Source organism: uncultured Methanobrevibacter sp. (assembly GCF_905235195.1).
Classification (GTDB): domain Archaea; phylum Methanobacteriota; class Methanobacteria; order Methanobacteriales; family Methanobacteriaceae; genus Methanarmilla.
The window spans coordinates 1-24,323 of the sequence record NZ_CAJOKH010000024.1 but is presented as its reverse complement, the minus strand read 5'-3'; the positions used below and the strand labels follow the sequence as shown (position 1 = coordinate 24,323).

At 27.5% G+C, this 24,323-nt stretch carries 24 protein-coding genes and 1 pseudogene; 9 read left to right on the top strand and 16 right to left on the bottom strand.

Translation table 11 applies throughout. The features are described 5' to 3' along the window. Positions 1-393: 393 nt before the first annotated feature. On the top strand, positions 394-2,103 hold the full coding sequence (oadA, locus tag QZ146_RS03785) for a sodium-extruding oxaloacetate decarboxylase subunit alpha (RefSeq protein WP_295722326.1): 1,710 nt from the start codon (positions 394-396) through the stop codon (positions 2,101-2,103). 349 nt (positions 2,104-2,452) lie between these two features. On the opposite strand, the gene QZ146_RS03780 is transcribed toward oadA, so the two are convergent. The 5 genes from QZ146_RS03780 to larC form a co-directional block, all read right to left on the bottom strand. Then, entirely contained in the window at positions 2,453-2,920 is a 468-nt protein-coding gene (locus QZ146_RS03780; RefSeq protein WP_295722325.1) for a hypothetical protein, read from the bottom strand. A gap of 81 nt (positions 2,921-3,001) precedes the next feature. Next, complete coding sequence (locus tag QZ146_RS03775) at positions 3,002-3,439, bottom strand: hypothetical protein (RefSeq protein ID WP_295722324.1); 438 nt, start codon at positions 3,437-3,439, stop codon at positions 3,002-3,004. A 1-nt stretch (position 3,440) separates the two neighbouring features. Further along, the gene (locus QZ146_RS03770) at positions 3,441-3,938 is read right to left on the bottom strand and encodes a hypothetical protein (RefSeq protein WP_295722323.1); all 498 of its coding nucleotides are present in this window, start codon (positions 3,936-3,938) and stop codon (positions 3,441-3,443) included. Then, positions 3,939-4,622: a 7-cyano-7-deazaguanine synthase QueC gene (gene queC, locus QZ146_RS03765; protein WP_295722322.1), complete on the bottom strand. Its 684-nt coding sequence runs from the start codon at positions 4,620-4,622 to the stop codon at positions 3,939-3,941. Between the two features lie 12 nt (positions 4,623-4,634). Next, a complete protein-coding gene (larC, locus tag QZ146_RS03760; protein ID WP_295722321.1) occupies positions 4,635-5,867 on the bottom strand; it encodes a nickel pincer cofactor biosynthesis protein LarC in 1,233 nt (410 codons plus the stop codon). Between the two features lie 189 nt (positions 5,868-6,056). On the opposite strand from larC, the gene QZ146_RS03755 reads away from it, so the two are divergent. After that, positions 6,057-7,193, top strand: a complete 1,137-nt coding sequence (locus QZ146_RS03755) for a phosphatidylglycerophosphatase (RefSeq protein WP_295722320.1) — start codon at positions 6,057-6,059, stop codon at positions 7,191-7,193. A gap of 86 nt (positions 7,194-7,279) precedes the next feature. Here QZ146_RS03755 and QZ146_RS03750 read toward each other — a convergent pair whose 3' ends face one another. Beyond that, complete coding sequence (locus tag QZ146_RS03750) at positions 7,280-7,816, bottom strand: GNAT family N-acetyltransferase (RefSeq protein ID WP_295722319.1); 537 nt, start codon at positions 7,814-7,816, stop codon at positions 7,280-7,282. Between the two features lie 596 nt (positions 7,817-8,412). Between QZ146_RS03750 and cobS the strand changes: the two genes are divergently transcribed. Further along, the gene (gene cobS, locus QZ146_RS03745) at positions 8,413-9,228 is read left to right on the top strand and encodes an adenosylcobinamide-GDP ribazoletransferase (RefSeq protein WP_295722318.1); all 816 of its coding nucleotides are present in this window, start codon (positions 8,413-8,415) and stop codon (positions 9,226-9,228) included. A gap of 49 nt (positions 9,229-9,277) precedes the next feature. On the opposite strand, the gene QZ146_RS03740 is transcribed toward cobS, so the two are convergent. From QZ146_RS03740 to QZ146_RS03705, 8 genes and pseudogenes are all read right to left on the bottom strand, one after another. Further along, complete coding sequence (locus QZ146_RS03740) at positions 9,278-9,886, bottom strand: DUF2112 family protein (protein ID WP_295722317.1); 609 nt, start codon at positions 9,884-9,886, stop codon at positions 9,278-9,280. A 44-nt stretch (positions 9,887-9,930) separates the two neighbouring features. After that, entirely contained in the window at positions 9,931-10,710 is a 780-nt protein-coding gene (gene trpA, locus QZ146_RS03735) for a tryptophan synthase subunit alpha (protein WP_295722316.1), read from the bottom strand. Positions 10,711-10,723: 13 nt separating this feature from the next. After that, positions 10,724-11,908 (bottom strand): tryptophan synthase subunit beta, encoded by a 1,185-nt coding sequence (trpB, locus tag QZ146_RS03730; protein WP_295722315.1) that lies wholly within the window; start codon positions 11,906-11,908, stop codon positions 10,724-10,726. 31 nt (positions 11,909-11,939) lie between these two features. Continuing rightward, positions 11,940-12,587 (bottom strand): phosphoribosylanthranilate isomerase, encoded by a 648-nt coding sequence (locus QZ146_RS03725; RefSeq protein ID WP_295722314.1) that lies wholly within the window; start codon positions 12,585-12,587, stop codon positions 11,940-11,942. 8 nt (positions 12,588-12,595) lie between these two features. Then, complete coding sequence (gene trpC, locus QZ146_RS03720; protein WP_295722313.1) at positions 12,596-13,381, bottom strand: indole-3-glycerol phosphate synthase TrpC; 786 nt, start codon at positions 13,379-13,381, stop codon at positions 12,596-12,598. A 10-nt stretch (positions 13,382-13,391) separates the two neighbouring features. After that, entirely contained in the window at positions 13,392-14,402 is a 1,011-nt protein-coding gene (trpD, locus tag QZ146_RS03715; RefSeq protein ID WP_295722312.1) for an anthranilate phosphoribosyltransferase, read from the bottom strand. A 21-nt stretch (positions 14,403-14,423) separates the two neighbouring features. Then, positions 14,424-15,047, bottom strand: a complete 624-nt coding sequence (locus tag QZ146_RS03710; RefSeq protein ID WP_295722311.1) for an aminodeoxychorismate/anthranilate synthase component II — start codon at positions 15,045-15,047, stop codon at positions 14,424-14,426. Positions 15,048-15,064: 17 nt separating this feature from the next. Next, positions 15,065-16,662 (bottom strand): annotated as a pseudogene (locus tag QZ146_RS03705) (anthranilate synthase component I family protein). A 450-nt stretch (positions 16,663-17,112) separates the two neighbouring features. On the opposite strand from QZ146_RS03705, the gene QZ146_RS03700 reads away from it, so the two are divergent. Beyond that, positions 17,113-17,655: a tRNA (cytidine(56)-2'-O)-methyltransferase gene (locus tag QZ146_RS03700; RefSeq protein ID WP_295722310.1), complete on the top strand. Its 543-nt coding sequence runs from the start codon at positions 17,113-17,115 to the stop codon at positions 17,653-17,655. Between the two features lie 206 nt (positions 17,656-17,861). On the opposite strand, the gene QZ146_RS03695 is transcribed toward QZ146_RS03700, so the two are convergent. Both QZ146_RS03695 and QZ146_RS03690 read right to left on the bottom strand, forming a co-directional pair. Next, entirely contained in the window at positions 17,862-19,010 is a 1,149-nt protein-coding gene (locus QZ146_RS03695; RefSeq protein ID WP_295722309.1) for a DUF763 domain-containing protein, read from the bottom strand. A 101-nt stretch (positions 19,011-19,111) separates the two neighbouring features. Further along, a complete protein-coding gene (locus QZ146_RS03690) occupies positions 19,112-19,609 on the bottom strand; it encodes a fumarate hydratase C-terminal domain-containing protein (protein ID WP_295722308.1) in 498 nt (165 codons plus the stop codon). 213 nt (positions 19,610-19,822) lie between these two features. On the opposite strand from QZ146_RS03690, the gene QZ146_RS03685 reads away from it, so the two are divergent. The 5 genes from QZ146_RS03685 to sucC are packed head-to-tail and all read left to right on the top strand — an operon-like array spanning position 19,823 to position 23,933. Continuing rightward, positions 19,823-20,092, top strand: a complete 270-nt coding sequence (locus QZ146_RS03685; protein ID WP_295722307.1) for a ferredoxin family protein — start codon at positions 19,823-19,825, stop codon at positions 20,090-20,092. A 57-nt stretch (positions 20,093-20,149) separates the two neighbouring features. Further along, positions 20,150-21,283: a 2-oxoacid:acceptor oxidoreductase subunit alpha gene (locus QZ146_RS03680; RefSeq protein WP_295722306.1), complete on the top strand. Its 1,134-nt coding sequence runs from the start codon at positions 20,150-20,152 to the stop codon at positions 21,281-21,283. A 1-nt stretch (position 21,284) separates the two neighbouring features. Continuing rightward, positions 21,285-22,196: a 2-oxoacid:ferredoxin oxidoreductase subunit beta gene (locus tag QZ146_RS03675; RefSeq protein WP_295722304.1), complete on the top strand. Its 912-nt coding sequence runs from the start codon at positions 21,285-21,287 to the stop codon at positions 22,194-22,196. 28 nt (positions 22,197-22,224) lie between these two features. Then, on the top strand, positions 22,225-22,776 hold the full coding sequence (locus QZ146_RS03670) for a 2-oxoacid:ferredoxin oxidoreductase subunit gamma (protein WP_295722303.1): 552 nt from the start codon (positions 22,225-22,227) through the stop codon (positions 22,774-22,776). Between the two features lie 50 nt (positions 22,777-22,826). Continuing rightward, entirely contained in the window at positions 22,827-23,933 is a 1,107-nt protein-coding gene (gene sucC, locus QZ146_RS03665; RefSeq protein WP_295722302.1) for an ADP-forming succinate--CoA ligase subunit beta, read from the top strand. The last annotated feature ends 390 nt before the right edge of the window (positions 23,934-24,323 follow it).

The window sequence follows — 24,323 nt, the reverse complement described above, 5'->3', positions numbered from 1 at the left end:
TTTATTCTCTTTTTTTAAACTTTTGTTCTTTTTTAGATTAGGATTTTTTTATAAAATACTTCAATGAATTCAATTAAATTGTAGATTAAAAAATTTAAGTTTTTTATTTATTTTTTTATCTTCTTTTCAATTTTATTTTCATGCACTGAATAAATAGTTAAGTTTTATTAATAAGAAAAACAATATATAATTATTTAAGGAATATTAGATAATTTATTTCAATAAGGTTTATATTACTTTTATTTCACATATGAGCTTTATTTTCTTCTTAAATTTGTTTATTTCATATTCTTATTTAGAATTTTAATATAATATGGATAAACAGAGATTAATTTATGAAATAATTATTTTTATATGTTATTTTAAAACTTTTATTAAGGCAATGGTGATTAAATGAAAAATACCAAAATTACTGAAACTGCTCTTAGAGATGCTCACCAGTCCCTTTTGGCTACTCGTATGAGAACACGAGATATGATTCCTGTTATTGAAGAGTTAGATGAGATAGGATACTTTTCACTGGAAGCTTGGGGAGGAGCTACTTTCGATACATGTATTCGTTATTTAAATGAAGATCCTTGGGAAAGATTAAGGGAGATTAAAGAGAAAGCTACTAGAACTCCTATTCAAATGCTTTTAAGGGGGCAAAATCTTTTAGGTTATAAAAATTATCCTGATGATGTTGTAACTGCTTTTGTAGAAAAATCCTATGAAAATGGTGTAGATGTATTTAGAATATTTGATGCATTAAATGATATACGTAATATGGAGCAATCTATTAAAGTTGCAAAAGCTCAAGGTGCTCATGTACAAGGTACTATTAGTTATACTATTTCTCCAGTACACACTATTGATTCATATGTAGATTTTGCTAAAAAACTTGAAGAATTAGATTGTGATTCTATTTGTATTAAAGACATGGCTGGTCTTATTACTCCTCACGCTGCATATGAGTTAATTTCAAGACTTAAAGAAGAAACTGATTTGCTTGTAGATTTACATTGTCACTGTACTAGTGGAATGGCTCCAATTACATATTATGCTGCTTGTGAAGCAGGTGTAGATATTTTAGATACTGCAATTTCTCCAGTTGCAGGAGGTACAAGTCAACCTCCTACTGAAAGTGTTGTTGCAGCACTTCAAGGTACTAAATTTGATACAGGTTTAGATTTAAAATTATTAAATTCAGTTAAAGATTACTTTAATGATATTAGGGAGGAATATGGTTCTATTCTTGATCCTATTGCAGAACAAATTGATACTGATGTATTATTATATCAAATTCCTGGTGGAATGTTATCAAACCTTGTTTCTCAACTTAAAGAACAAAATGCACTTGACAGATATCAAGATGTTTTAGAAGAAATGCCTAGAACAAGGGAAGATATGGGTTATCCTCCACTTGTTACTCCAACTAGTCAAATTGTAGGTATTCAATCTGTAATGAATGTTCTTGGTGGAGAAAGATATAAAACTGTGTCTAATGAGGTCAAAGAATATATGAGGGGAATGTATGGACGTCCTCCTGCAGATGTAAATCCTAAGGTCTATAAAAAAATCTTAGGTGATGAAGAACCTATTGAGTGTAGGCCTGCAGACTTACTTGAAGATGAAATGGAAAAATATGAAAAAATAGGTAATGATTTAGGAATTATTAAAAAAGAGGAAGATGTTTTAACTCTTGCTTTATATCCTCAAGTTGCTGAAAAATTCTTAAAAGGTGAAGCAGAAGAGGAAGAACTTAAACCTAAGACTCCTGTCTCAGATGACCCATTAGCTATTCCAACACAATATAATGTTGAAGTTGATGGAGATGTCTTTGATGTTAAAATTATTCCAACTGGTTATCTTCAGGTTGAAGAAACAGATAAAGGACCATTTACTCCTGTTGAAGGTGCTGTTACATCATCAATGCAAGGTATGGTTTTAAATATTAAAGTGGAAGTTGGAGACAAAGTTGCTAAAGGTTCAACAGTAGCAGTACTTGAAGCTATGAAAATGGAAAATGATATTCAAGCTGAAAAAGATGGTGTTGTTACACAAATATTAGTTGAAAAAGGAGATTCTGTCTCAGCTGGTGATACAATAATGGTCATCGAATAGATGACTATAATTTTTTCTTTTTTTATTCATTAATTCTCTTTTTTTTAAAAGTTTTATATTCCTTTACTCTTAATTAATTATTTTTTTAATTTTTAATTAATTTTAAATTTTATTTTAATTAATTTTAATTTTAAATTTTAATTATTTTCTTATTTTAAATTTTAATTATTTTCTTATTTCAATTTTAATTATTTTCTTATTTTAAATTTTAATTATTTTTTTTAAATTTTAATTATTTTCTTATTTTAAATTTTAATTATTTTCTTATTTTAAATTTTAATTATTTTCTTATTTTAAATTTTAATTATTTTCTTATTTCAATTTTAATTAATTTAATTTGTATATTATTTTATTCATAAAGTTGATAAAATTCTATAAACTGTTCATCTCCACATTTAGGACATACATCCATTTCAAAGTAACCATAAATTTTATTATTACATTTAGGACATATTTCATCTTCAATATTTGTATGTGCAAATATTAAATCTCTTCCAATCTCAAAGATTACTTCAGTAATTTTATATTCAGATAAGTCCTTTATTAATTCACTTAATTCATCTTCAGATAATCTGGAATCATTTTTACATACGATATAAAAATTTACAATTTCATCACATTCTCTGCAGTAAAATTCTTCTAATTTTCCTGAAATAAGTGATTTATTAACTTTATCTAAAACTTCATAACCTAAAGCTCCTCTTGCTTCTTCTTCAGTTAATATTGTTAAATCATCATTAAGATAGAAACTAATCTCGTCTAGCTCACTAAATTTAAATCCGCATTTTTGACATATTCTTTCTTTAGCAAAACCCATTATTTCACCTTTTTACTTAGTTTATACAATATTTTTATATTTTATTGTAATTTAATTTTATCAGACTTCTCTTTTTTGTCTTCAATGTTTTTTAAGCATTAATTTGCCTTCACCACATTCTGGACAAAGACTTTCTGGATATAACCATTCAAGTACTTTTTCACATTTTCCACATAAATCTCCATTATTTTTGCGGTTGCGTTCATTTTGGAAGAAATAAACTCTTATATTTTTATCACCATTAAGTTCTACTATTTTTTCTCTTATTTCTTCATTTTTTAGGGAGGTATAATTATCATTATTTGATATTAGATAAATTTTTACAAATTTTTTACATTTTCTACAATATCCTTCATCTATTCTTCCAGATATTGGTGATTTACCTGCCTCATCAAATGACTTTTTATTTACAGGCTCTTCTATTATTTCAGTTAGGTATCGGTTAAAATAAAATATGTCATCTTTTGTTTCATATTCAAATCCACAGTTATTACATTTATATTTTTCAGTTAGTGCCATATTATCGTCTATCTATTTTACATACTCTGCATTGAATATTTAATTTACCTTTCATGCATTTTGGACATTCCATATCATTATAAACAGCATATATTTTTTCACCACATATAGGACAATATTCATCTTCTTTTTTAACTTTCATATAAGAGCTTACACTAGGTTTTTTCTCACCATTGTTGTTGCTCGTACTTTTAATATTTACAATATTTATCCTGGTTTTTGACAATTGATTAATTTTGCTGTTTATCTCTTCTCTACTTAGATTTTTTTTATTAGTATTTTTATAAATATTATAAGTTCTAATAAATTCATTACACTTTGGGCAATATTTTTCATGAGCAGAACCGTATAATGGTGATTTAGATAGGTTTCTAAGAGTTAGTGTAAGTTTAAGTGTAACTTCAAGTTCCTTAAAATCTTCATTAAAATAGAAAATTTCTGCTTTGTTGGTATATTTATATCCGCAGTCACTGCAGATGAATGTATCTACAACTACCATTTAATCACTTTTATATTCTGTTAAATCCCTTATTCCTCCTTTTTTAAATCCTCTTTTACGTCTCATACAAGATTCACACGTACCACAGTGAATCTCTCCACCTTCATAACAAGAATAAGTTAGCTCCATCGGACAATTATTGGACTTTCCTAGTTTTACAATTTCATCTTTATTTAGATCAATTAATGGTGCAACAACTTCAATATTATCTGGTGAGCCTATTTTTATAAGTTCATTAAAGGATTCTAAAAATTCTTTGGAATTGTCGGGGAATGTATTTGCTTCTTCTAAATCCCAACCAACAATGATTTTACTGGCACCAATACTTTCGGCAAATGAACATCCTATTGCAGTAAAAACAGTATTCCGTCCTGGAACCCAAACAGCATTTGCACTTTCTTTAGATTTATCAAGATTATCTAGATTATTTTCTGTAGGTTTAGGAATATCTTTTGAACTGTTAAGTGCTGAATTACTAATTTTTCCTAACCATTTTAAGTCAATTACATTGTGAAAAATACCATAATGATCACATAATGCTTTAGATGCCTTTATTTCAGCTTCAATTGCTTTTTGCCCATAATCAAATGTAATTGCATAAATCTCATAGTTTTCAACATATGAAGACATTGCCACTCCACTGTCTAGGCCTCCAGATAAAATTGCTATAGCTTTTTCTTTCATTTTATCACATTTTTAATTATTATCTAACAGATAGTCTCTAATAGTTATATTACATAATTCGTCTACTTCCTTAATACTTAAACCAGTACGGTTTGCTATATTTTTTTTATCGTCAAATTCTGCCCTTTTAGAGATTATTTTATTATTATAATATCCTATTTTAAAGGTGACTTCAAATTTCTCATCTTCGATGATTAGAGGTAATTTTACAAATTCTCTTTTAGCTGTTCCTCTATGTGTTTTTGGGGAAATTCTAATACCTAGTGTCTGTGTATCTTTAAATAATATTTTAAGTAAACTTTCAATATTTTCATCTTTACAGATTACTTGTATTAAATGTCCGGGTCTGTTTTTCTTCATAAAGATTGGAATCATTGTTACGTCTCTTGCACCGCCGTCAAGTAATTTTTCATAAAGATAACCTAATTCTTCACCGGTTAAATGGTCAACATTTGTTTCAAGTACATTTACAGTACTTTTAGCATTTTTTAATATATCCAAATCCTTAGCTTTTAAAATTCGCAATATATTTGGATGATTAAAATCTTTACTACCTGCTCCGTAACCTGTATTTATTATATCTATAGTTGGTAAGAACTCTAAATATTCACAACATAATACTTTATATAATGCACATCCTGTAGGAGTTGCAAGTTCAAAGTTTACAGGTCCGCCTCTAAATTTTAACCCTTTTAAAATCTCCAGTGTTGCAGGTGCAGGTATACTTACAATACCATGGGCAGTTTCAACCCTTCCACCACCTACAGATATTGGAAGTCCTATTATATCTTCATCAAGAGCATTAAGTAAGTATAATCCATAAATAGTTCCGATTACATCACATACAGCATCTGCTGCACCAACTTCATGAAAATGAATCTTGTTAATACTTTTCCCATGGACTTTAGATTCTGCTTTAGCTATTTCATAGAAAACTTCCTTGGATTTTTCAATAACTTCAGCCGCTACAATATTGTATAAGTTATCAATTATTTCAATTAATTCGCAATATCCTATAGATTGATTATTAGGATTTTCTTTATCTAATATTATTATATTACAATAATGGGAGTCTATTCCTGATTTATTTACTTTTTCAATTGTAGTTTTAACTCCTCCAAAGGCTTTTGAAACTTTTTCGGTAATTTCTATTATTTTATCTTTATCTGCTCCTAAATCAACCAGTGCACCTATAAACATATTTCCTGATATTCCTGAATTTTGAGGGTCTATTATAATTGTCATATTATTACCTGAAGTTTTTTTTCTTTAATAATTGCTAATACAAACTATAAATTTTTTTATCCTTAATTCATTTTCATTCTATATTTTTTATTTTATTATTATTTTCTTAATTTATTTATAATTTTAATACTATAATTTAATATATTAATTTAAAATTTTATTTTTATTTTTATTTTTCCTGGTGATTAGATGAAGATAGATAATCATAATGAATTATCAAATGAAAATGTTGAAATTTCTTATAATAAACATGGGGTAAACTTTTACAATCCTAATTACTTTTTAGTATTCTCAGACTTCAATATAAGTGATGGGATTGATATTGTTGAAAATATTTTGGTTCTTCAAAATAAAGCAATTGACCTTGATAATACTGATGATCTTTTTAAAAGCATTGAAAATTTTATGGAGAATAATCAATTAAATGGTAGTTATATTTTTCACAATCTAAACAATGTAAAATATTTTATAAACACCTATGATGACATTTCAGTTATTACTGTTTTAACTAGTGATATAGTAGTTGAAGATTATTATAATAATCTTAAAGTTTTAAATTCTCCAAAAGGTTTTGAAAATGCAAAAATAGATTTCGGACAAATAGTTATTATAAATAAAGCATTATCTCCAAAAGTTTTAATTAGACTACATTCTGAGGCAAATAAAGAAAGAATTAGGTTTTTTGAATCATTAAATCTACCATATCATATTGATAATATTATTGGTTATGATGATTTTTTAGCTTTAGCAGCTAATATGAAAGGGGATGATATTAGTGATGAAGAAATAGAATTTGGTGTTGATATAAACAGGATAGATTATGATGAAGATTATGATTATGATGATCTTGCAGTTAGGGTTACTGATGCAGTATCAATTGCTTTGGAATGTGCATATGAAAAATCCTCTTTAAGTGTAGGTATACTTGACTATTTTGTATCATTAGGAATACAAATTTCTGATTTAATAGATACTGCTATTGAATTAATGGATTGTGAAAAAACTGAAGAGATTAAGGAGACTTTGGAGCTTGAACTTTATAATATACTGGAAGATGAAGATGTTGTTTCTCTTTTAATTGCAGCCTTTAGAATGGAATTTGATATTTCCAATGGTAATATTCGTGAGGTAAATGATATTGATAATATTTCCACATCTCAGATTTTAGGTCTTGTAATTGCAAATCAGATTGGAGGAAATAAGGCTGTTGTTAATTTCAATGCTTATGATTTTTTAAAACCAGGTATTATAAGACCTCTTGGTCCAGTATATTCAGATGCCTTTGCAGGATTAATTGCAGGTCTTGTTACAAAGGTCTTTAATTAATATTTTTGCTTTTTTTATTTCATTTTTTTTTAATTTTTTAATTTTTTTTATAAATTAAATGTGTAATATGTAGTAATAGAGCTGTTTCAAATTTTGTACTCCATATTATACATACCTCTTTTTAAAAATGATTTTTTATTATAAACTTTAAATCCTACTCTTTCATATAATGCTTTTGCTTTGGGATTTCTAAAATCTGCATCTAAAATAACTCTTTTATAATTATTTTTTTTAGCATAATTTATAACATCATTAATGACTTTTGTTCCATACCCTTTTGATTGTTGTTTTTCATCGATAGCTATTTCTGCAATGTAAAGGTCATCTTTTTTTAGATTACAAATAACAAAATTATCCATTATTGCAATAATTAAGAGTTTAAGGGACTTAAAATGAAATTCAGGTTCGTTTTCATGATTATATGCAACTAACATCCCAATAATATTTTCATTATCATAAATAACCTTAATACAATCTTCTTCTTTTAGAGTTTTTTCGATGGCTTTAATGGCTTTTTCTTTTGATTTATAAAACTTATTATAAGTTCTAAAGTCCACATTATATTTTAATGTTGCAATTTTTTTTACATCATGAATTTGGGGATTGAAATTCATATATTTCATATATAATCTCCTTTATATTTAGTGCATAAAATTTGTTTAATTCATTATAAATCTTTATGTATAAACAATGTTAAAAACTTAATCTTCAAAATTTACTTATAAAATTAAAAATATCATTATAATCACTAATGACCACTTTAAATTAGTATAAAGGCATTATCCTAATATTTTTTAAAGTAGTGGGATATAATATATTTATTAACAAAGTATTATTGGATTTAAAGCTTTAATTCTAATCATTAAAATATACTTATTCTTTAAAAAGTATTGAAAAAGTGGTTTTGGCGAGTATTAAATTATAATTTTAAAAAATTAATATTAATTACACTATTTTTATAAAATAATTTTTTTTTACACTTGAAATTCATATTGATTTTTTTATACAAAGTTATTATTTTCTAAATTTCATGAAAAAATATATGGTTTTAAAAAAATTTTTAAGTATATACAATAGTAATTATATAAAATAAAATGTGGTGAAATAATAAACATATCACAAATAATATATTAAAAAATAATTTATTAAATAGATGATTTTAATAATAATATTTATAGAGTTATAATTTTCATTTGAATCTTTTTTTTGAGGTGTAAACTTGACAGATAATATGGATAATGATTTAAGTAAAAATAAGGATGAGTATTATGATGATGAAGGTAAAAATTCATCTTTTATTCGCTCTCTTCTTGGACTTGTAAGTTTTTCAACAATTATTCCACTTGGGGTTTACACTTCAATAGAATCTGTAGTAAGTTTAACATGGATTTGGCCTTTACTTGATGTGATTTTAGGTCTATTTGCAGTTGGTGTTTCATATCTTCTATTAAATTATTTTCACTTTCCTTCAATTCTTATTGCAGTTATTATCTATGGATTCTTTACTATTATAACAGGATATAATCATATTGATGGATTACTTGATTTTGCTGATGGGATAATGGTTCATGGAGATAAAAAAAGAAAAATTGAGGTTATGAGAGATTCTATTCTTGGAACAAGTGCAATATCTACAATGGTTATTGTAGCATTTATAACAGTTGTCTCTATAAGTGCAGTTATCGATAAAAATATATTATGGGCTATTTTAATTGCTGAGATGTCTTCTAAACTTTCACTTGTTACAACTTGTATATGTTCTAAACCATCATCAGACGGTATTGGTAAATATTTTATTGAAAGTATGGATGTTCCTAAATTTGTGGCATCACTTTTAATTTGTGGTATAATAGGATACGGGCTACTTGGATTTTTAGGAGTCTTTGGTGTTATTGGAGGAGTATTTTCAGGTTCTCTCATTGCACTTATTTCTAAAAGAAACTTTGAAGTAGCAACCGGGGATGTTCTTGGAGCATCAGTAGAAATCGGTAGGGTTTTTAGTTTATTGTTTTTAGTTTTAGCTATTTATTTCTAATTTTTAATGATATTAAATATAGTTTACTATTTATCTAAAATACTATCATTTAATTTAAGTGTAATATTTCTTCCAATTCATTTACACTAATTTTATCTTCACACACTACTTTTTCATGTTTTATTTTATAGGGTTCATTGACTTTACCTGTTTCAAGGTCTTCTAAGTATTTTAAGAAATTATTCTCTTCATCAATTATATTTATTAGGTCTTCTCTAGTGTCAGGATAATCTAATTTTAAAAATGGTATTTTACGAGATTTTATTTGGGACTCTAAAAGTCTTAGTGTGTTTAAACATCCTGAACTTCCAAATAATATAAGTTCATTTAATGTGTTGTACATATGATTAGGGCTGTTTCCTGTAAGCATTACTACGGCATCGGCTTCATCAATAATAGGTCCGATTTTTGACATTCTCCCAAGAACTCCAGATGGTGCTTCATAGCCACAATATTTGATTCCTGTATAAGGGTTTATTCCTTCTATTGTATGGGTTTTTTCAGAACTTTTATGAACATCTTTTTTATATTCTTCTATAATCTCTTTATTTTTTCCTTCTTTATATATTCGGTCAAATTCTGATAGGAGTTGGTGTTTTGATTTATTTACTGGATTTAGTATTAACATTGCACTGTCAGGGATTATTGCTACTTTCATATTTACACTTAAATCAAATTTTAAAAAAAATAAATTGACACTTATTAATTAGACATTGCATCTTTCATAGTTTTAACATATTCTTTAATAGGTTCTCTAGCATTTTCTCCATGTTCTTCTATTATATTTACAATTGCACTTCCAACAATAACTCCATCTGCTATTTTTGAAATCTTTTCTGCTTGCTCTGGCCTATTTATTCCAAATCCTACTGCTATAGGTATAGTAGTTACTTCTTTAATATCTTTAATTATAGACTTTAATTCAGTTTTTATCTCAGATCTCATTCCTGTAACACCCATAGAAGATATAAGATATATAAAACCACTAGCATCTTTTGCAATCATTTTAATACGTTGACTAGATGTAGGTGCTATTAAACTAATTATATCAATATTATATTTATTTGCTGTTTCTAATATTTCTTCCTTTTCATCATAAGGTAAATCTGGAGAGATAATTCCATTAATATTTAGTTGATTACATTTTTTAAAGAAGTTTTCATAGCCGTAGTAGAATACAGGATTAATATAAGTTAATAATACTAAAGGAATATTAGTTTTTGCTCTGATTTTTTCAATCGCTTTAAATATGTCATCCGTATTTGTATTATTTGATAGTGCCCTTTGATTTGCTTTTTGAATAACAGGACCTTCTGCTACTGGGTCTGAAAAGGGAATACCTATTTCAATTAAATCACATCCTCCTTCTTCCATTGCTAATACATATTCTATAGTTTTTTCAATTGTTGGGTCTCCCCCTGTTAAAAATCCAATGAAAGCTTTCCCATTTGTAAATGCATTTTTAATTTTAATTTTATTCATTTTATCTCTCTTATTATTCATATAATTCGATTCCTTTATAACGTGCTATAGCTGCTACATCTTTATCTCCACGACCTGAAAGAGTAATAACAATAATGTCTTCTTTATCCATATCTTGTGCAATTTTCATTCCATGAGCAAGTGCATGAGAGGATTCAATTGCTGGAATAATTCCTTCCATATGGGATAAATATTCAAATGCATTAACTGCTTCATTATCTGTTGCAGAAACATATTTTGCTCTTTGAATATCATGTAAATATGAATGTTCAGGTCCGATTCCAGGATAGTCTAAACCTGCTGATATTGAATAAACAGGAGAAATCTGCCCGTAATTTCCTTGGCAGAAATAGGATTTCATTCCATGAAAAATACCTAATTTTCCTTTAGCAATTGTTGCAGCATGATATTCTGTATCAAGTCCCTTTCCTGCTGCTTCTACACCAATAAGTTCTACTTCACTATCTTCTATAAAATTATAGAATGAGCCTATTGCATTACTTCCACCACCAACACATGCAATTATTGTATTTGGTAATTTACCTTCAAGTTTTAAAATTTGTTCTTTTATTTCATTGCCTATTACAGATTGGAAATCACGAACTATTGTTGGAAATGGATGAGGTCCCATTGTAGAACCAATAACATAATGTGTATCTTCTACCCGTGAAATCCATTCTCTAAAAGCATCATTTACAGCATCTTTTAAAACTTTGGTTCCTGTTTTTACAGTATGAACTTTAGCTCCTAATAATTCCATCCGAAATACATTAAGGCTTTGTCTTTTAGTATCTTCTTCACCCATAAAAATTTCACATTCCATATCGAGAAGTGCTGCAGCTGTAGCTGTAGCTACACCATGTTGGCCTGCTCCTGTTTCTGCAATAACTCTTGTTTTACCCATTTTTTTTGCTAGTAAACATTGGCCTAATACATTATTAATTTTATGTGCTCCAGTATGGTTTAAGTCTTCACGTTTTAAATAGATTTTCGCTCCGCCAAGATCTTTTGTTATTCTTTTTCCGTAGTATAATAAGGAGGGCCTTCCAGCATATTCGTTTAAAAGTTTATTAAGTTCTTTTTTAAAATTTTTATCATTTTTAAAATAATCATATTCTTTTTCTAAATTTAATAGTTCATTCATTAAGGTTTCAGAGATATATTGGCCTCCATGAATTCCAAATCTCCCTTTACTCATATTTTTCACCTTGATTATAATTAATAATTTTCTAAGATATATTATTTTTAACTATCTCAACAATTTCTTTAATTTTTTCTTCATCTTTAAATCCATTTTTTTCCACACTACTACTTAAATCAACAGAATAGGGATTAAATTCATCTATTGCTAATTTAATATTATTACTATTTAAGCCTCCTGCTAGAAAAAATGGTTTTTTAATTATATTATTTTTATTAACAAGATTCCAATTAAAACATTTGCCAGAACCTTTTCCACTATCTAATAGAATATAATCTGATAGAGAATTATTTAAATTTAATATTTTTTCATTAACCTTATTAATATCTTCATCTTTAATTTCAATAGAATTTATTATAGGTATTTGTTTATTTGTTTTATTATGGGATTTTTCTTTCAATTTTTTAATATATTCTTCATCTTCTTTTCCATGTAATTGGGCAATTTTTATAATATTTGCATTAAATAACTCTAAAATAAAATTTATATCTTCATCTACAAAAACTCCCACTGGAGAAATATTATCTTTTAAAAGATTTGATAATTTTTCTGCTTTTTTAGCATTTATTTGTCTAGAACTTTTTGCAAATACAAATCCCCCATAATCTACATTATATTTATTTATAATTTCAATATCTTCTGCTCTTTTAAGACCACATATTTTTACCTTTACCATAAAATCAACTAGCTCCCATCTAAATATTTTATCATAGCTTTTTTATCTTGACTTTTCATTAATAATTCTCCAATTAATACTCCATCTATATTGTTTTCTTTTAAAAGGTCAATATCTTCTTTTGTTTTAACTCCACTTTCAGAAATAAATATAATTTCAGAGGGCACTTTTTTTCTTAATTTTATAACATTATTAAAATCTACTTTAAATGTTTTTAAGTCTCTATTATTTATACCAATTATTCTAGCTTTAGCATCTAATGCTTTTTCAAGTTCTTTTTGATTATGTGATTCAACAAGTGCAGACATACCAAGGGAATAACTTAGTTTGATAAATTTTTTTAGAATTTCTTTATCTAAAATAGAAGCAATAAGTAATACAGCATCTGCACCTAAAAGTTTTGCTTCATAAATCATATATTCGTCTATAATAAAATCTTTTCTTAAAATAGGTAGGATGGTGTTTTGACTTACAGAACTTAAATATTCATTAGAACCTTTAAAAAAATAAGGTTCTGTAAGTATTGAAATAGCAGATGCTCCTCCATCTTCGTATTCTTTTGAAATTTTAAGAGGATCAAACTCTTCATCTTTTACAATAAGACCTTTTGAAGGGGAAGCTTTTTTTATTTCGCAAATATATGACATTCCCTCCTTTTTTAGAGACTTTTCAAATTTTAAGTCATTATTACAATCAAGAGAATCTACTTTTTCCTTAAGTTTCTCTAATGGCATATTTTCTTTTAGTCTTCTAAGTCTAGCTTCAGTCTTTTTAACAATTGTATCTAATATCATACTTTTACCTTTAAGTATTTGATAATTTTATAAAATCATCTAATTGTTTTAATGCTTTACCATTATCTATTACATTAGCTGCTAAATCAATTCCCTCATTGATGTCATCTACTTCTCCTCTTAAGTATAAAGCAGCCCCAGAATTAAGTAGGACAGCATCTCTTTTAGGACCCTTTTCACCTTTTAAAATATTTCGAGTAATTTTTGCATTACATTTACAATCCCCTCCAAGAAGTTCATTGTGGGCTGCTCTTTTTATACCAAAATCTTCAGGTTTTATTTCATATTTAAATATTTCATCATTTTTCACTTCACATATTGTTGTAGGTTTAGAGATAGATATTTCATCTAAACAGTCTTGACCATAAACAACCATAGCTCTAATACCCATATTTTTTAAAACATTTCCAAGTGGTTCAACAAGTTTTTCACTATAAACTCCCATTAATTCGTAAGATGCAAAAGCAGGATTTGCTATAGGGCCTAAAATATTAAAAAGGGTTTTAATTTTTAGTTCTTTACGTACGGGTGCAACATATTTCATTGCAGTATGATATTTTTGAGCAAAAAGAAATGTTAAATTAATTTCTTCTAAGAGTTTCATACTTTTTTCTACTTCTAAATTTATATTAACTCCTAATGCTTCTAAAACATCTGCAGAGCCACAATTGCTTGAAGCTGAACGGTTCCCGTGTTTTGTTACTGCAACTCCTGCTGAAGATATAACTATTGCAGATGTTGTAGAAATATTAAACGAATTTGATCCATCGCCTCCGGTACCTACAATTTCAAGAGTAGGCATAGAATGATTTAATCTTGTAGCATTATTTCGCATTGAAACTGCAGAACCACTAATTTCATTTATTGTTTCTCCTTTCATAGTTAATCCCATTAAATAAGAGCTTATCTGAACATTTGTTGCTTTACCTTCCATTATTTCGTCCATAGTTCCTTTAGCCATATTAAATGATAAATTTTCATTATTTGATAGTTTAACTATCGCTTCTTCAATATAAGTCATTTTTACACCTAAAATTCTTATTTAATTTATTTTTAAAAAATTTTCAATAATATTTAATCCATCAGGAGTTAAAACAGATTCAGGATGGAATTGTAGTCCATAAATATTTGAATCTTTATATTTAACGGCCATTATTTCACCATCATCTGCTTTTGCAAGTATTTTTAAATCTTTATTTAATGTAGCAGTATCCACTGCAAGGGAATGATAACGAGCAACTATAATACCTCCTTCCATATTTTTAAAAATCTTATCATCATTATGTTCAATGTAGGAGGTTTTACCATGCATCAATTTTTTAGCTTTTATTATGCTAGATCCAAATCCTTCACATATTGCCTGATGACCTAAACATACACCTAAAATAGGTGTATTCATTTTAGCATAATAAGTTACAATTTCTTCACATATTCCAGCATCTTTAGGTTTTCCAGGACCTGGAGATAAGATTATATGGTCGGGATTTAATTTTTCTATTTCTTTAAGACTTATTTCATCATTTCTAATAACTTTAATCTTATTATAGATTTTTTCTAAATCTTTATCATTTTTTAAATTATAATTGTTAATATTAGCTAATCCTTCTGCTATATATTGATATAAGTTATAAACAAAACTATCATAATTATCTATTAAAAGAATCATAATCTCACCTGTTATATTTAGTTTATTCCTTTATTGGCTATCTTTAAAGCATCTATAACAGCTTGTGCTTTGTTTAAACATTCATTGTACTCATTTTCTCCAATACTATCTGCTACAATACCTGCACCAGATCTGATAAATACCTTATTATTCTTTGCATAAGCTACTCGAATTGTTATACAGGTGTCTAAATTACCTGTTAAATCTATATAACCTATTGCTCCGCCGTAGATGCCTCTTTTATTTTTTTCTAATTCATTAATAATGGAACATGCTCTTATTTTTGGTGCTCCAGATAATGTTCCAGCAGGTAAAATAGAATCAATTGCAGATAAATAATCATAATCATCTCTTATTTCAGCTTCAATAGTTGATCCGATATGCATCACATGAGAGAATCTTACAATATTCATATATTTACTTAATTTGACAGAACCAATTTTACTTATTTTACCTATATCATTTCTTCCTAAATCAACAAGCATATTATGTTCTGCAAGTTCTTTTTCATCAGATAATAATTCCTTCTCAAGGGATAAGTCTTCTTTATTTGTTTTTCCTCTTGGACGGGTGCCTGCAAGTGGAAATGTGTAAATTTTATTGTCCACTAATTTTACAAGGGTCTCAGGAGATGCCCCCGCAATTTCAATATTATCGCTTGAAAAATAGAACATGTATGGTGAAGGATTAGTTGTTCTAAGAACCCTATACACATCAAATAGGCTGCCTTCCATTTTAGTTTCTATTAAATTAGATAATACAACCTGAAAAATATCTCCTTCATAAATATAATTTTTAGCCCTCTCAACAAGACTACAATATTCTTCTTTTGAAAACAAATACTTAAAATCAGATTTAATTTTAAAACCTAAATCAATTTTATTTATTAATTCTTCATTGTCTTTAATTTTATTTTCTTCAATATTTCTAAGGTTTTTTTATTTGTTATATTTTCTTTACTAATTTCTTTTAGTAAATCAATAATATTGTAGTTTTTAATGACCTTTACTATATTCTTTATTTGATTTGATGTTTTTTCATATTCCTTTACTAAATCATCTTTAATTTCCATATTGACAATTATAATTATTTTTTGTTTAAAATTATCAAAAACAATAACCTTATCAAAAAGCATTAAATCTACATCTTTAAATGAGTCATCATTTTTTCCATCTAAAACAATGGACTTTTCTGAATATTTTATATATTCATAAGCAAAATATCCTACAAGTCCTCCTGAAAATGGAGGTAAATTTTTAAGTTTAGGACTTTTATTTTCCTTTATAATTTGCCTTATATATTTTCCAGGTTCGTCTGTATTAATATTAAATGAATCTTTTTTATCTGTAAAACTACTTTTTCCTTTAATTTTTAATTTATTGTCTTGACAACTTAGCTCAAGTATAGGATCAAATCCTAAAAAACTGTATCTACCCCAATTTTTTGAATCTTCAACACTTTCAAGTATATAACAATGGTTACTTAATATTTTAATTCTTCTTAATACTTCTATTGGAGTCTTAGTGTCTGAATATATTTCATAGCAAATAGGAATTCTTTTGTAATCATCCTCTTTTACTATTTCTTTTATTTCTTCAATATTGGGATAAATCATTTTAAAACCTCAATTTTTAAAATATCGCTTATACTTCAATTTTTAAAAAAATACATATTTTGTTAATTTATATATTTTTTTTAAATTTGTCTTGACTAAATCTTTTTAATAAATAATATTTTCAAGGTACTATTTAAAACTTTGTTGTATATTTTTGTACATTATAGAATATTTTTTTTGATATGTCTTTTTTAAATTATGTAATATTGAGGTTTTAATTAAAAACTTTTAAACTATTAAAAAATAAATAATTATAAAAGTATTAGATTTTTTTTTTAAAAATTAAAAAATAATAATTATTTAAATATTTAAAAAGAACAATAAGATTTTAAATATTTTTATTTATTAAATACATTTTTTAAAAAATTTATACAGTCCGAATAATGATAAAAAGTATTTTTCATATTTTAAAAATTGTATATAATATTCTATTATTAGAGAGGATTATTTATGAGAATTCATGTTTTAAGATTAGATCATAGAATAGGTAGAGATACACGTATAACTACTCATGTGTGTCTAACAGCAAGAGCCTTTGGTGCTGATAAGGTTTGGTTAAGTGGTGAAGAAGATACTCATTTAATGGATAATGTTGCAGATATTGTAAGCCGTTGGGGTGGAAAATTTAATGTAGAGTATGTTCATGATTATTTGGCACTTATTAAAAACTGGCAAAACGTTGGTGGAAAAATAGTACATTTGACAATGTATGGTGAACAGGCACATAAAATAGTTGATGAAGTCCGTAGTGAAGATAGGGATTTATTAATTATTGTTGGAGGTAGTAAAGTACCTTCTAAAATCTATAAAAATGCAGATTGGAATGTTTCTGTTACAACACAACCTCACTCTGAAGTTGCTGCACTTGCAGTTTTCCAGCATCTGCTTATGGATGGGGCAGAATTTGATTTTGAATTTGAGGACCCTGTATTTGAGGTTATTCCAACACTTCATGGAAAAAATGTCAATATTCATGAAGAAAATAAATTTTAACTTTATTTAATTATTAACTTTTTTACCTTTTTTTATTAGTTTAATTTTTATGGGCTTTATTATTTTAATTTAAACTTCTTTATCTTTTTTAATAGGGATTTTAATTTTTATTGCCGTTATTATATTTAATTTAAACTTTTTTTTATCTTTCATCAAAAATTTATTTCATTCTCTTTTTATACTTCTATTTACCTTTTAATAAAACATTAATTCATATATTTATTTAATCGTTTAACTGCTGATAATCGTTCATCATCATCAAGTTTTGCTTGATATAAAGCGTCTTTCATTGTTTCAATTGAATGGTCATAGGTTTCTCTATCTACAGGATATGGAAAACCATCTTTTCCTCCATGTGCAAAACTATATTTTACAGGATCTCTCCAACTTGCTTTCTCTCCATATATTATATCACTAATTAGTGCAAGGGCTCTTATTTTTTTAGGGCCTATTCCTTTAAGCATAATCAAATCTTCATATTTTTCTACTTGGAGTTCATATGCATTTTTTAAAACTTCAAATTCTCTATCGTTCATATCCATTTTATATATGGGGTGATGGGAGGGAAGAGTTAAAGATTCTTGAAGATTAAAACCACTGAAATCTTTATCTGAATCTTTCATAAAATCCATTAAACTTGTCTGATTAGGGTCTTTGTTTCTAAAATATTTACGTAAATGGTCTGGATTATCATTAATCAAATCAAGACTTATTTTTTGTACCTGACTACTTTCTTTTGATGCCATATTTAAGGTTTCATTTTCCTTTTTATCACAACTTATTGCTGTATGGGGATCTTCAAGGAATTTATCAAATTCATCGCTCATCCAATGATATCTTCTTGCATATTTTTCATCTAAGTTCATTCCCTGTTGAACTACAGCCCAACTGCCTTTTTCAGTTAAAAAGAAATTATGTTGATATAAGGTGTAAGTGTCTTGAATACAGGAATTATCTATTTTTGCAGTTAGACGAGAACTTTTAATTAAATCATCAATCTGTTTGTCTTTAAAATTAAAATATTCTCCTTTATTTTCAAGTTGTTTCGGTGTTTTTAAGGAATTTTTACCTTTGCCTCCAAGCACAACTATACCATGGTCTTCTTCATTTAGTGCAGCTCTTAGGGCACCACATGTTGTAGTCGTTGTACCTGATGAGTGCCAATCAAATCCAATAACACATGAAAAGCTCTGAAACCAGTATGGATTTGATATTCTCTCTAAAAATTCTTTTTGCCCATATTCCTCAAGAATAACTTCGCTAATGGCCTTTGATAATTTAACCATTCTGTTCCATAACCATCTTGGTGCATGCCCTCCATGTATGGGTAAATTTGCCATTCCTTTTCTTTGCATAATTTAGAATTAGTTTTCAAATATTTAAATATGGGGTGAGTATATGGAAAGTAATAATTTATTTGCAAATTTTTATTTTAAAATATTTTTTAAACTAAACATTAATAAATACTTTTTCCATTAACTATTGTAACAACAGCAGGTAAATCTTTAACTTGAAGTTTAAAACACCCTTCTATACCTTCTTCTTCAAACATTACACATTCTTTTTTTATTATACAATCTGTTAAAAGTGCAGCTACTGGTGGGGATACTAGGTATGTAGAATTATATTTTTCAAGTTCCCTTTTTGTTTTATCACTTAATGCTCCTTTTCCAATATGTACTTTAATACCATGTTTAGATAAAGGTCCAATACTTGATTCTATTTCCTTTTTGTTTGAGCTTGTAGTTGCAATACCTGCATCACTTACGGCAGTGTGCATTATGCCACTTCCTTGAATATTTATGTCTAATTTTACTTTTCTTTCAAGTAAATCTACGAGTTTTGGAAGTACTGTATCACGGCCAGTATAGATTGTTCCACTTATTAAAAGCTTGTCATTTAATTTAAGATTTAGGATGTCGTCATCATTAAGTGGTGTTTTTATTTTAATCATTTTATCAAAATCTATTATAAAATTTTTAAATAAAATTAAATCATATTTAAATATTTTATTATTAACTTTATTTTTTAAAATTTCATATTTTATATTATATAACAATGTTTAAAATTTATTTAATTTAATAAATTATTTAAATGTTTATGAATATATATTATCATAATATAAAGTTGAAATAAATTTATATTTAGATTAATTTAGGAGATTTTTATGATATATATTGATCCGGATTTATGTAAGGGCTGTCTATTATGTGTAAATACATGTCATAAGCATGTTTATGTAGTTAGTGACATGCCTAATAAGAAAGAAGTTCTTTTACCTTATCCTGCCAATGAAAAAAATTGTTCAAATTGCAAAGAATGTGAACTTGTATGTCCAGATCAAGCAATTAGTGTGGATATTGAAAGGAATTGGTGGATGAGTAAAAATAATACCTTTGCATTTAATCCTAATTTTGCAAAACAAAAGCATAGTTAAACAAGATTTGAAAAATTATCTGTATAATTTAGTTATATATTTTATGGAGGTTATGAAATGGTTGAAAATTTATTTGTTCAAGGTAATGAAGCTTGTGCACTAGGTGCAATAAGAGGAGGTTGCCGATTCTTTGCAGGTTATCCTATTACACCATCAACTGAAGTAGCTGAAAATTTAGCTAGATTACTTCCTAAATATGGGGGATCTTTCGTACAAATGGAGGATGAAATTGCATCTATAGGTGCAGTTATTGGTGCTAGTTGGGGGGGTAGTAAAGCTATGACTGCAACAAGTGGTCCTGGATTATCTCTTATGATGGAAAATTTAGGTTATGCATTTATGAGTGAAACTCCTCTTGTTGTTGTAGATGTTCAAAGAGGTTCACCTTCTACAGGTCAACCTACTATGGCAAGTCAATCTGATATGATGCAAGCACGTTGGGGTTCTCATGGGGATTATGAACCTATAGCTCTTGCACCTTCATCTGTTCAAGAATATTATGACTTTACTATTAAAGCTTTTAATTTAGCTGAAAAATTTAGGGTTCCAGTATTTTTAATGACTGAAGAATCTATTGGTCATATGAGAGAAAAAATTACTATTCCTGATACTGTAAAGATTAAAGAAAGAAAAGAACCTACAATGGATTTAGATAAATTCCTTCCATTTAAAAATAGAAAAAATGCAACCAATCCAATGCCTGCATTTGGTGATGGATATGATATTCATGTAACTGGTCTTACTCATGATGAAAGGGGTTATCCAGATACTAATGACCCATTGACTCATACAAGACTTGTAAAAAGATTATGTAATAAAATCTTAAAAAATAGGGATAAAATTGTTCATGTTCAAAAAAATCAATTAGAAGATGCAGATATTATTGTGGTTGCTTATGGGGCGCCTGTTAGAAGTTCTATTACTGCTGTAGAAAAAGCACGTGAGGAAGGAGTTAAAGCAGGTCTTTTAAAAATAGATACTCCATGGCCTTTGCCTGTGGAAGAAATAGATCAAATTGCAGATCAAGCTAAAGCTATTATTGTTCCTGAGATGAACTTAGGTCAAATGTCTCATGAGGTTGAAAGGGTAGTAGCAGGTCGTTGTAAAGTTAAACTTGTTCCTGTTATTGGTGGTGCATTACATAGTCCTAGAGAAATATTAAAGGCTATTAAATCAGTAGGAGGTGCATAAAATGTCTGAAATTGATGAATATACTATTGAAGATAATTATGAAAAGACAGAAAGAGTAAAAGCTCCATTTATTCAATACTTAAGAGAAGATAGGCTTCCTCATATTTTCTGTCCAGGATGTGGTAATGGTACTATTATAAACACATTCTTTAAAGGTATGGAAAAAGCAGGTATTGATTTTAACAATCTTGCAATGGTTTCAGGTATTGGATGTTCTTCAAGAATTCCAGGTTATGTAAAATGTGACTCTTTACACACTACTCATGGAAGGTCAATTTCCTTTGCAACAGGTCTTAAGGTTTCAAATCCAGATTTGGATGTAGTTGTCTTTACAGGTGATGGAGATTGTGCATCTATTGGTGGAAATCATTTAATTCATGCTGCAAGAAGAAATATTAATTTAACTGTTATCTGTATTAATAATAATATTTATGGAATGACCGGTGGTCAAATTAGTCCAACGTCACCTAAAGGAAGTTTTGGTTCAACTGCTCCATATGGAAATAGAGATAAGCCATTTCACTTAGCAGAACTTGTTGAATCAGCAGGTGCAACTTATGTTGCAAGATGGACTACAGCTCAAGTTGAAAGTGCTGTTAAATCAATTGAAAGGGGTTTAAAAAATAATGGATTTTCATTTATTGAAATTTTTTCACAATGTCCAACTTATTTTGGAAGAAAAAATAAAATGAAGCAGGCTGTAGAAATGGTAAATCATATTAAGGAATCAACAATCTACATTAATAATGCTAAAGGTTTAAGCGATTATGAGCTTAAAGATAAAATTGTTGTTGGTGAATTTGTTAATAAAGATAGTCCTGAATTTACAGATAATCTTCAAGAATTATCTAAAGAATTATATGGTCATGAAACCATTAGACGATCAGCTTTTTTAAATTCTTTTGATAAATAAGGAGAATAATAATTAAGGAGTTTATATAATGAGAAATGAAATTAGATTTGGAGGTTTTGGTGGCCAAGGTATTATTTTAGCAGGTATCATTATAGGAAAAGCTGCTTCTTTATTTGATAATCTTGAAGCGGTACAAACCCAATCTTATGGTCCTGAAGCTCGTGGAGGGGCTTCTAAATGTGAAGTTGTTATTAGTGATGAGGAAATTGATTATCCTAAAGTTGAAAATCCGGATGTTTTTGTTGCATTATCTCATGAAGCTTTAATAAAATATTTAGGAGATTTAAATAAGAAAGGAATTCTTATTGTTGATCCTGATATGGTGGATTTAGATGAAATTCAAGAGTTTATTGATAAACGAGAAATTAATGTTTATGAAGCTCCTGTAACAAGAACTGCTGTAAATGATATTGGTCTTAAAATTGTTGCAAATATTGTTATGATAGGCGCAATTGTTAAAGCAACAGGTATTGTATCTGAAGAAGCTGCTCGTAAAGCTATTTTAGATAGTGTTCCAAAAGGAACTGAAAAGAAGAACATAGAAGCTTTTGAAGCAGGATTAAATTTAATAGATAATTAAACTTTTAGAATTTTTATAATATAAAGTTAGTATTTAATAAAGGGATGTATATGAAATTTTTTGAACATATTGCAAAAAAGATTTTTAGAGAAAATGGTATAGAAACATTAGAGGGGCATGTGGCTTATGATTCAGAACATGCTGTAGAGATTGCAACTAATATGTGTTGTGCTGTAGCTTTAAAATCTCAAGTTTTAGTTGGTGGAAGAGGTAAAGCTGGTGGAATTAAATTTGCAAATCATCCTGGTGAAGTATATTCTTTATCTGAAGAACTTTTAAGTTCTAAAATTAAGGGTGAAAGTGTAAAACATATTCTTGTTGAAAAGAAAGCTAATATTTTAAATGAATATTATGTTAGTGTTGCTACCGATAGAACAAGTAAAAAGACAATTATTATGGCTAGTGCTGAAGGTGGTGTAGAAATCGAAAACCTTGCTAAAAACAACCCTGATAAGATTATTAAATATTATATTAATCCTTTAGATGAATTTTTACCTTATGAAGCACGTGAGATTGCTTGTAAAATGGGTGTTGAATCAGAACTTATATCTAAAATTGGAGCAGTTATATATAAACTCGTCAATCTTTATAAGAAATATGATTGTGATATTGTAGAGATTAATCCATTAGTACTTACACCAGAGGGTATTTTTGCTGCAGATGCAAAGCTCATTGTGGAGGATGATGCTTCATTTAGACATAAGGATTTAATTGAATTAAGTGGTACTAAACCTAAAGATTTTGGTTTTGTAAAACTTGATGGGGATATTGCAGTTCTTGGTAATGGTGCTGGATTAACCTTAACTGGTATGGATATGATTAATTTATATGGAGGTAAACCTGCAACCTTTTTGGATATTGGTGGAGGTTCTTCTGAAGAGACTATTAAAAAAGCTCTTAATTTAGTTTTAAATTATCCTCCTGTTAAAGTTGTATTTTTAAATGTTCTCGGTGGAATTACAAGGGCAGATGATGTTGCACGAGGTGTTGTTGATGCAATAAAATCTGCTAATAGGGAAATTCCTATTGTAATCAGACTTACAGGTACTAATGAAGAAGAAGGTCAAAGAATATTAGAAGAAGCGGGTATTCCATTTGAAGTGTCTATGGAAAAAGCAGCTCAAAAGGCTGTTGAAATCTGTAACTCTCTAGATTAATTATTTTCGATGATTAATACTCATCCCTTATTTAATCATGGAATATAAATTTATTCTTTGTTTTTTATTCATTGCATTATTTTTTTAATTATTTTTTTTATTTTAGAGTTATTCTCTTTATTATATTATTATATTATTATATTATTATTTGTTTTATATTGATTCTTTTTATTATATTTTTATTTTTCATGTTTTCATATATTTTTTATTATTTTTAATATTAAATATTATATTTTTCTTTATTTCCCATTATCCATTTTTTTTTACTCGTTGTATGTTCTAATTTATTTTATAGGGTGCTAGATTATTTTGTACGAGAAACTTGCACAAAACTCTTATTTTTACTAAATTCAATTAATTTAATTTTATTTTATAATGGTGTTTTCATAA

Coding starts and splice junctions, on each gene's coding strand:
- oadA (WP_295722326.1), top strand. CDS start 394: ATGAAAAATACCAAAATTACTGAAACTGCTCTTAGAGATGCTCACCAG.
- QZ146_RS03780 (WP_295722325.1), bottom strand. CDS start 2,920: ATGGGTTTTGCTAAAGAAAGAATATGTCAAAAATGCGGATTTAAATTT.
- QZ146_RS03775 (WP_295722324.1), bottom strand. CDS start 3,439: ATGGCACTAACTGAAAAATATAAATGTAATAACTGTGGATTTGAATAT.
- QZ146_RS03770 (WP_295722323.1), bottom strand. CDS start 3,938: ATGGTAGTTGTAGATACATTCATCTGCAGTGACTGCGGATATAAATAT.
- queC (WP_295722322.1), bottom strand. CDS start 4,622: ATGAAAGAAAAAGCTATAGCAATTTTATCTGGAGGCCTAGACAGTGGA.
- larC (WP_295722321.1), bottom strand. CDS start 5,867: ATGACAATTATAATAGACCCTCAAAATTCAGGAATATCAGGAAATATG.
- QZ146_RS03755 (WP_295722320.1), top strand. CDS start 6,057: ATGAAGATAGATAATCATAATGAATTATCAAATGAAAATGTTGAAATT.
- QZ146_RS03750 (WP_295722319.1), bottom strand. CDS start 7,816: ATGAAATATATGAATTTCAATCCCCAAATTCATGATGTAAAAAAAATT.
- QZ146_RS03740 (WP_295722317.1), bottom strand. CDS start 9,886: ATGAAAGTAGCAATAATCCCTGACAGTGCAATGTTAATACTAAATCCA.
- trpA (WP_295722316.1), bottom strand. CDS start 10,710: ATGAATAAAATTAAAATTAAAAATGCATTTACAAATGGGAAAGCTTTC.
- trpB (WP_295722315.1), bottom strand. CDS start 11,908: ATGAGTAAAGGGAGATTTGGAATTCATGGAGGCCAATATATCTCTGAA.
- QZ146_RS03725 (WP_295722314.1), bottom strand. CDS start 12,587: ATGGTAAAGGTAAAAATATGTGGTCTTAAAAGAGCAGAAGATATTGAA.
- trpC (WP_295722313.1), bottom strand. CDS start 13,381: ATGATATTAGATACAATTGTTAAAAAGACTGAAGCTAGACTTAGAAGA.
- trpD (WP_295722312.1), bottom strand. CDS start 14,402: ATGACTTATATTGAAGAAGCGATAGTTAAACTATCAAATAATGAAAAT.
- QZ146_RS03710 (WP_295722311.1), bottom strand. CDS start 15,047: ATGATTCTTTTAATAGATAATTATGATAGTTTTGTTTATAACTTATAT.
- QZ146_RS03700 (WP_295722310.1), top strand. CDS start 17,113: ATGAGAATTCATGTTTTAAGATTAGATCATAGAATAGGTAGAGATACA.
- QZ146_RS03695 (WP_295722309.1), bottom strand. CDS start 19,010: ATGCAAAGAAAAGGAATGGCAAATTTACCCATACATGGAGGGCATGCA.
- QZ146_RS03690 (WP_295722308.1), bottom strand. CDS start 19,609: ATGATTAAAATAAAAACACCACTTAATGATGACGACATCCTAAATCTT.
- QZ146_RS03685 (WP_295722307.1), top strand. CDS start 19,823: ATGATATATATTGATCCGGATTTATGTAAGGGCTGTCTATTATGTGTA.
- QZ146_RS03680 (WP_295722306.1), top strand. CDS start 20,150: ATGGTTGAAAATTTATTTGTTCAAGGTAATGAAGCTTGTGCACTAGGT.
- QZ146_RS03675 (WP_295722304.1), top strand. CDS start 21,285: ATGTCTGAAATTGATGAATATACTATTGAAGATAATTATGAAAAGACA.
- QZ146_RS03670 (WP_295722303.1), top strand. CDS start 22,225: ATGAGAAATGAAATTAGATTTGGAGGTTTTGGTGGCCAAGGTATTATT.
- sucC (WP_295722302.1), top strand. CDS start 22,827: ATGAAATTTTTTGAACATATTGCAAAAAAGATTTTTAGAGAAAATGGT.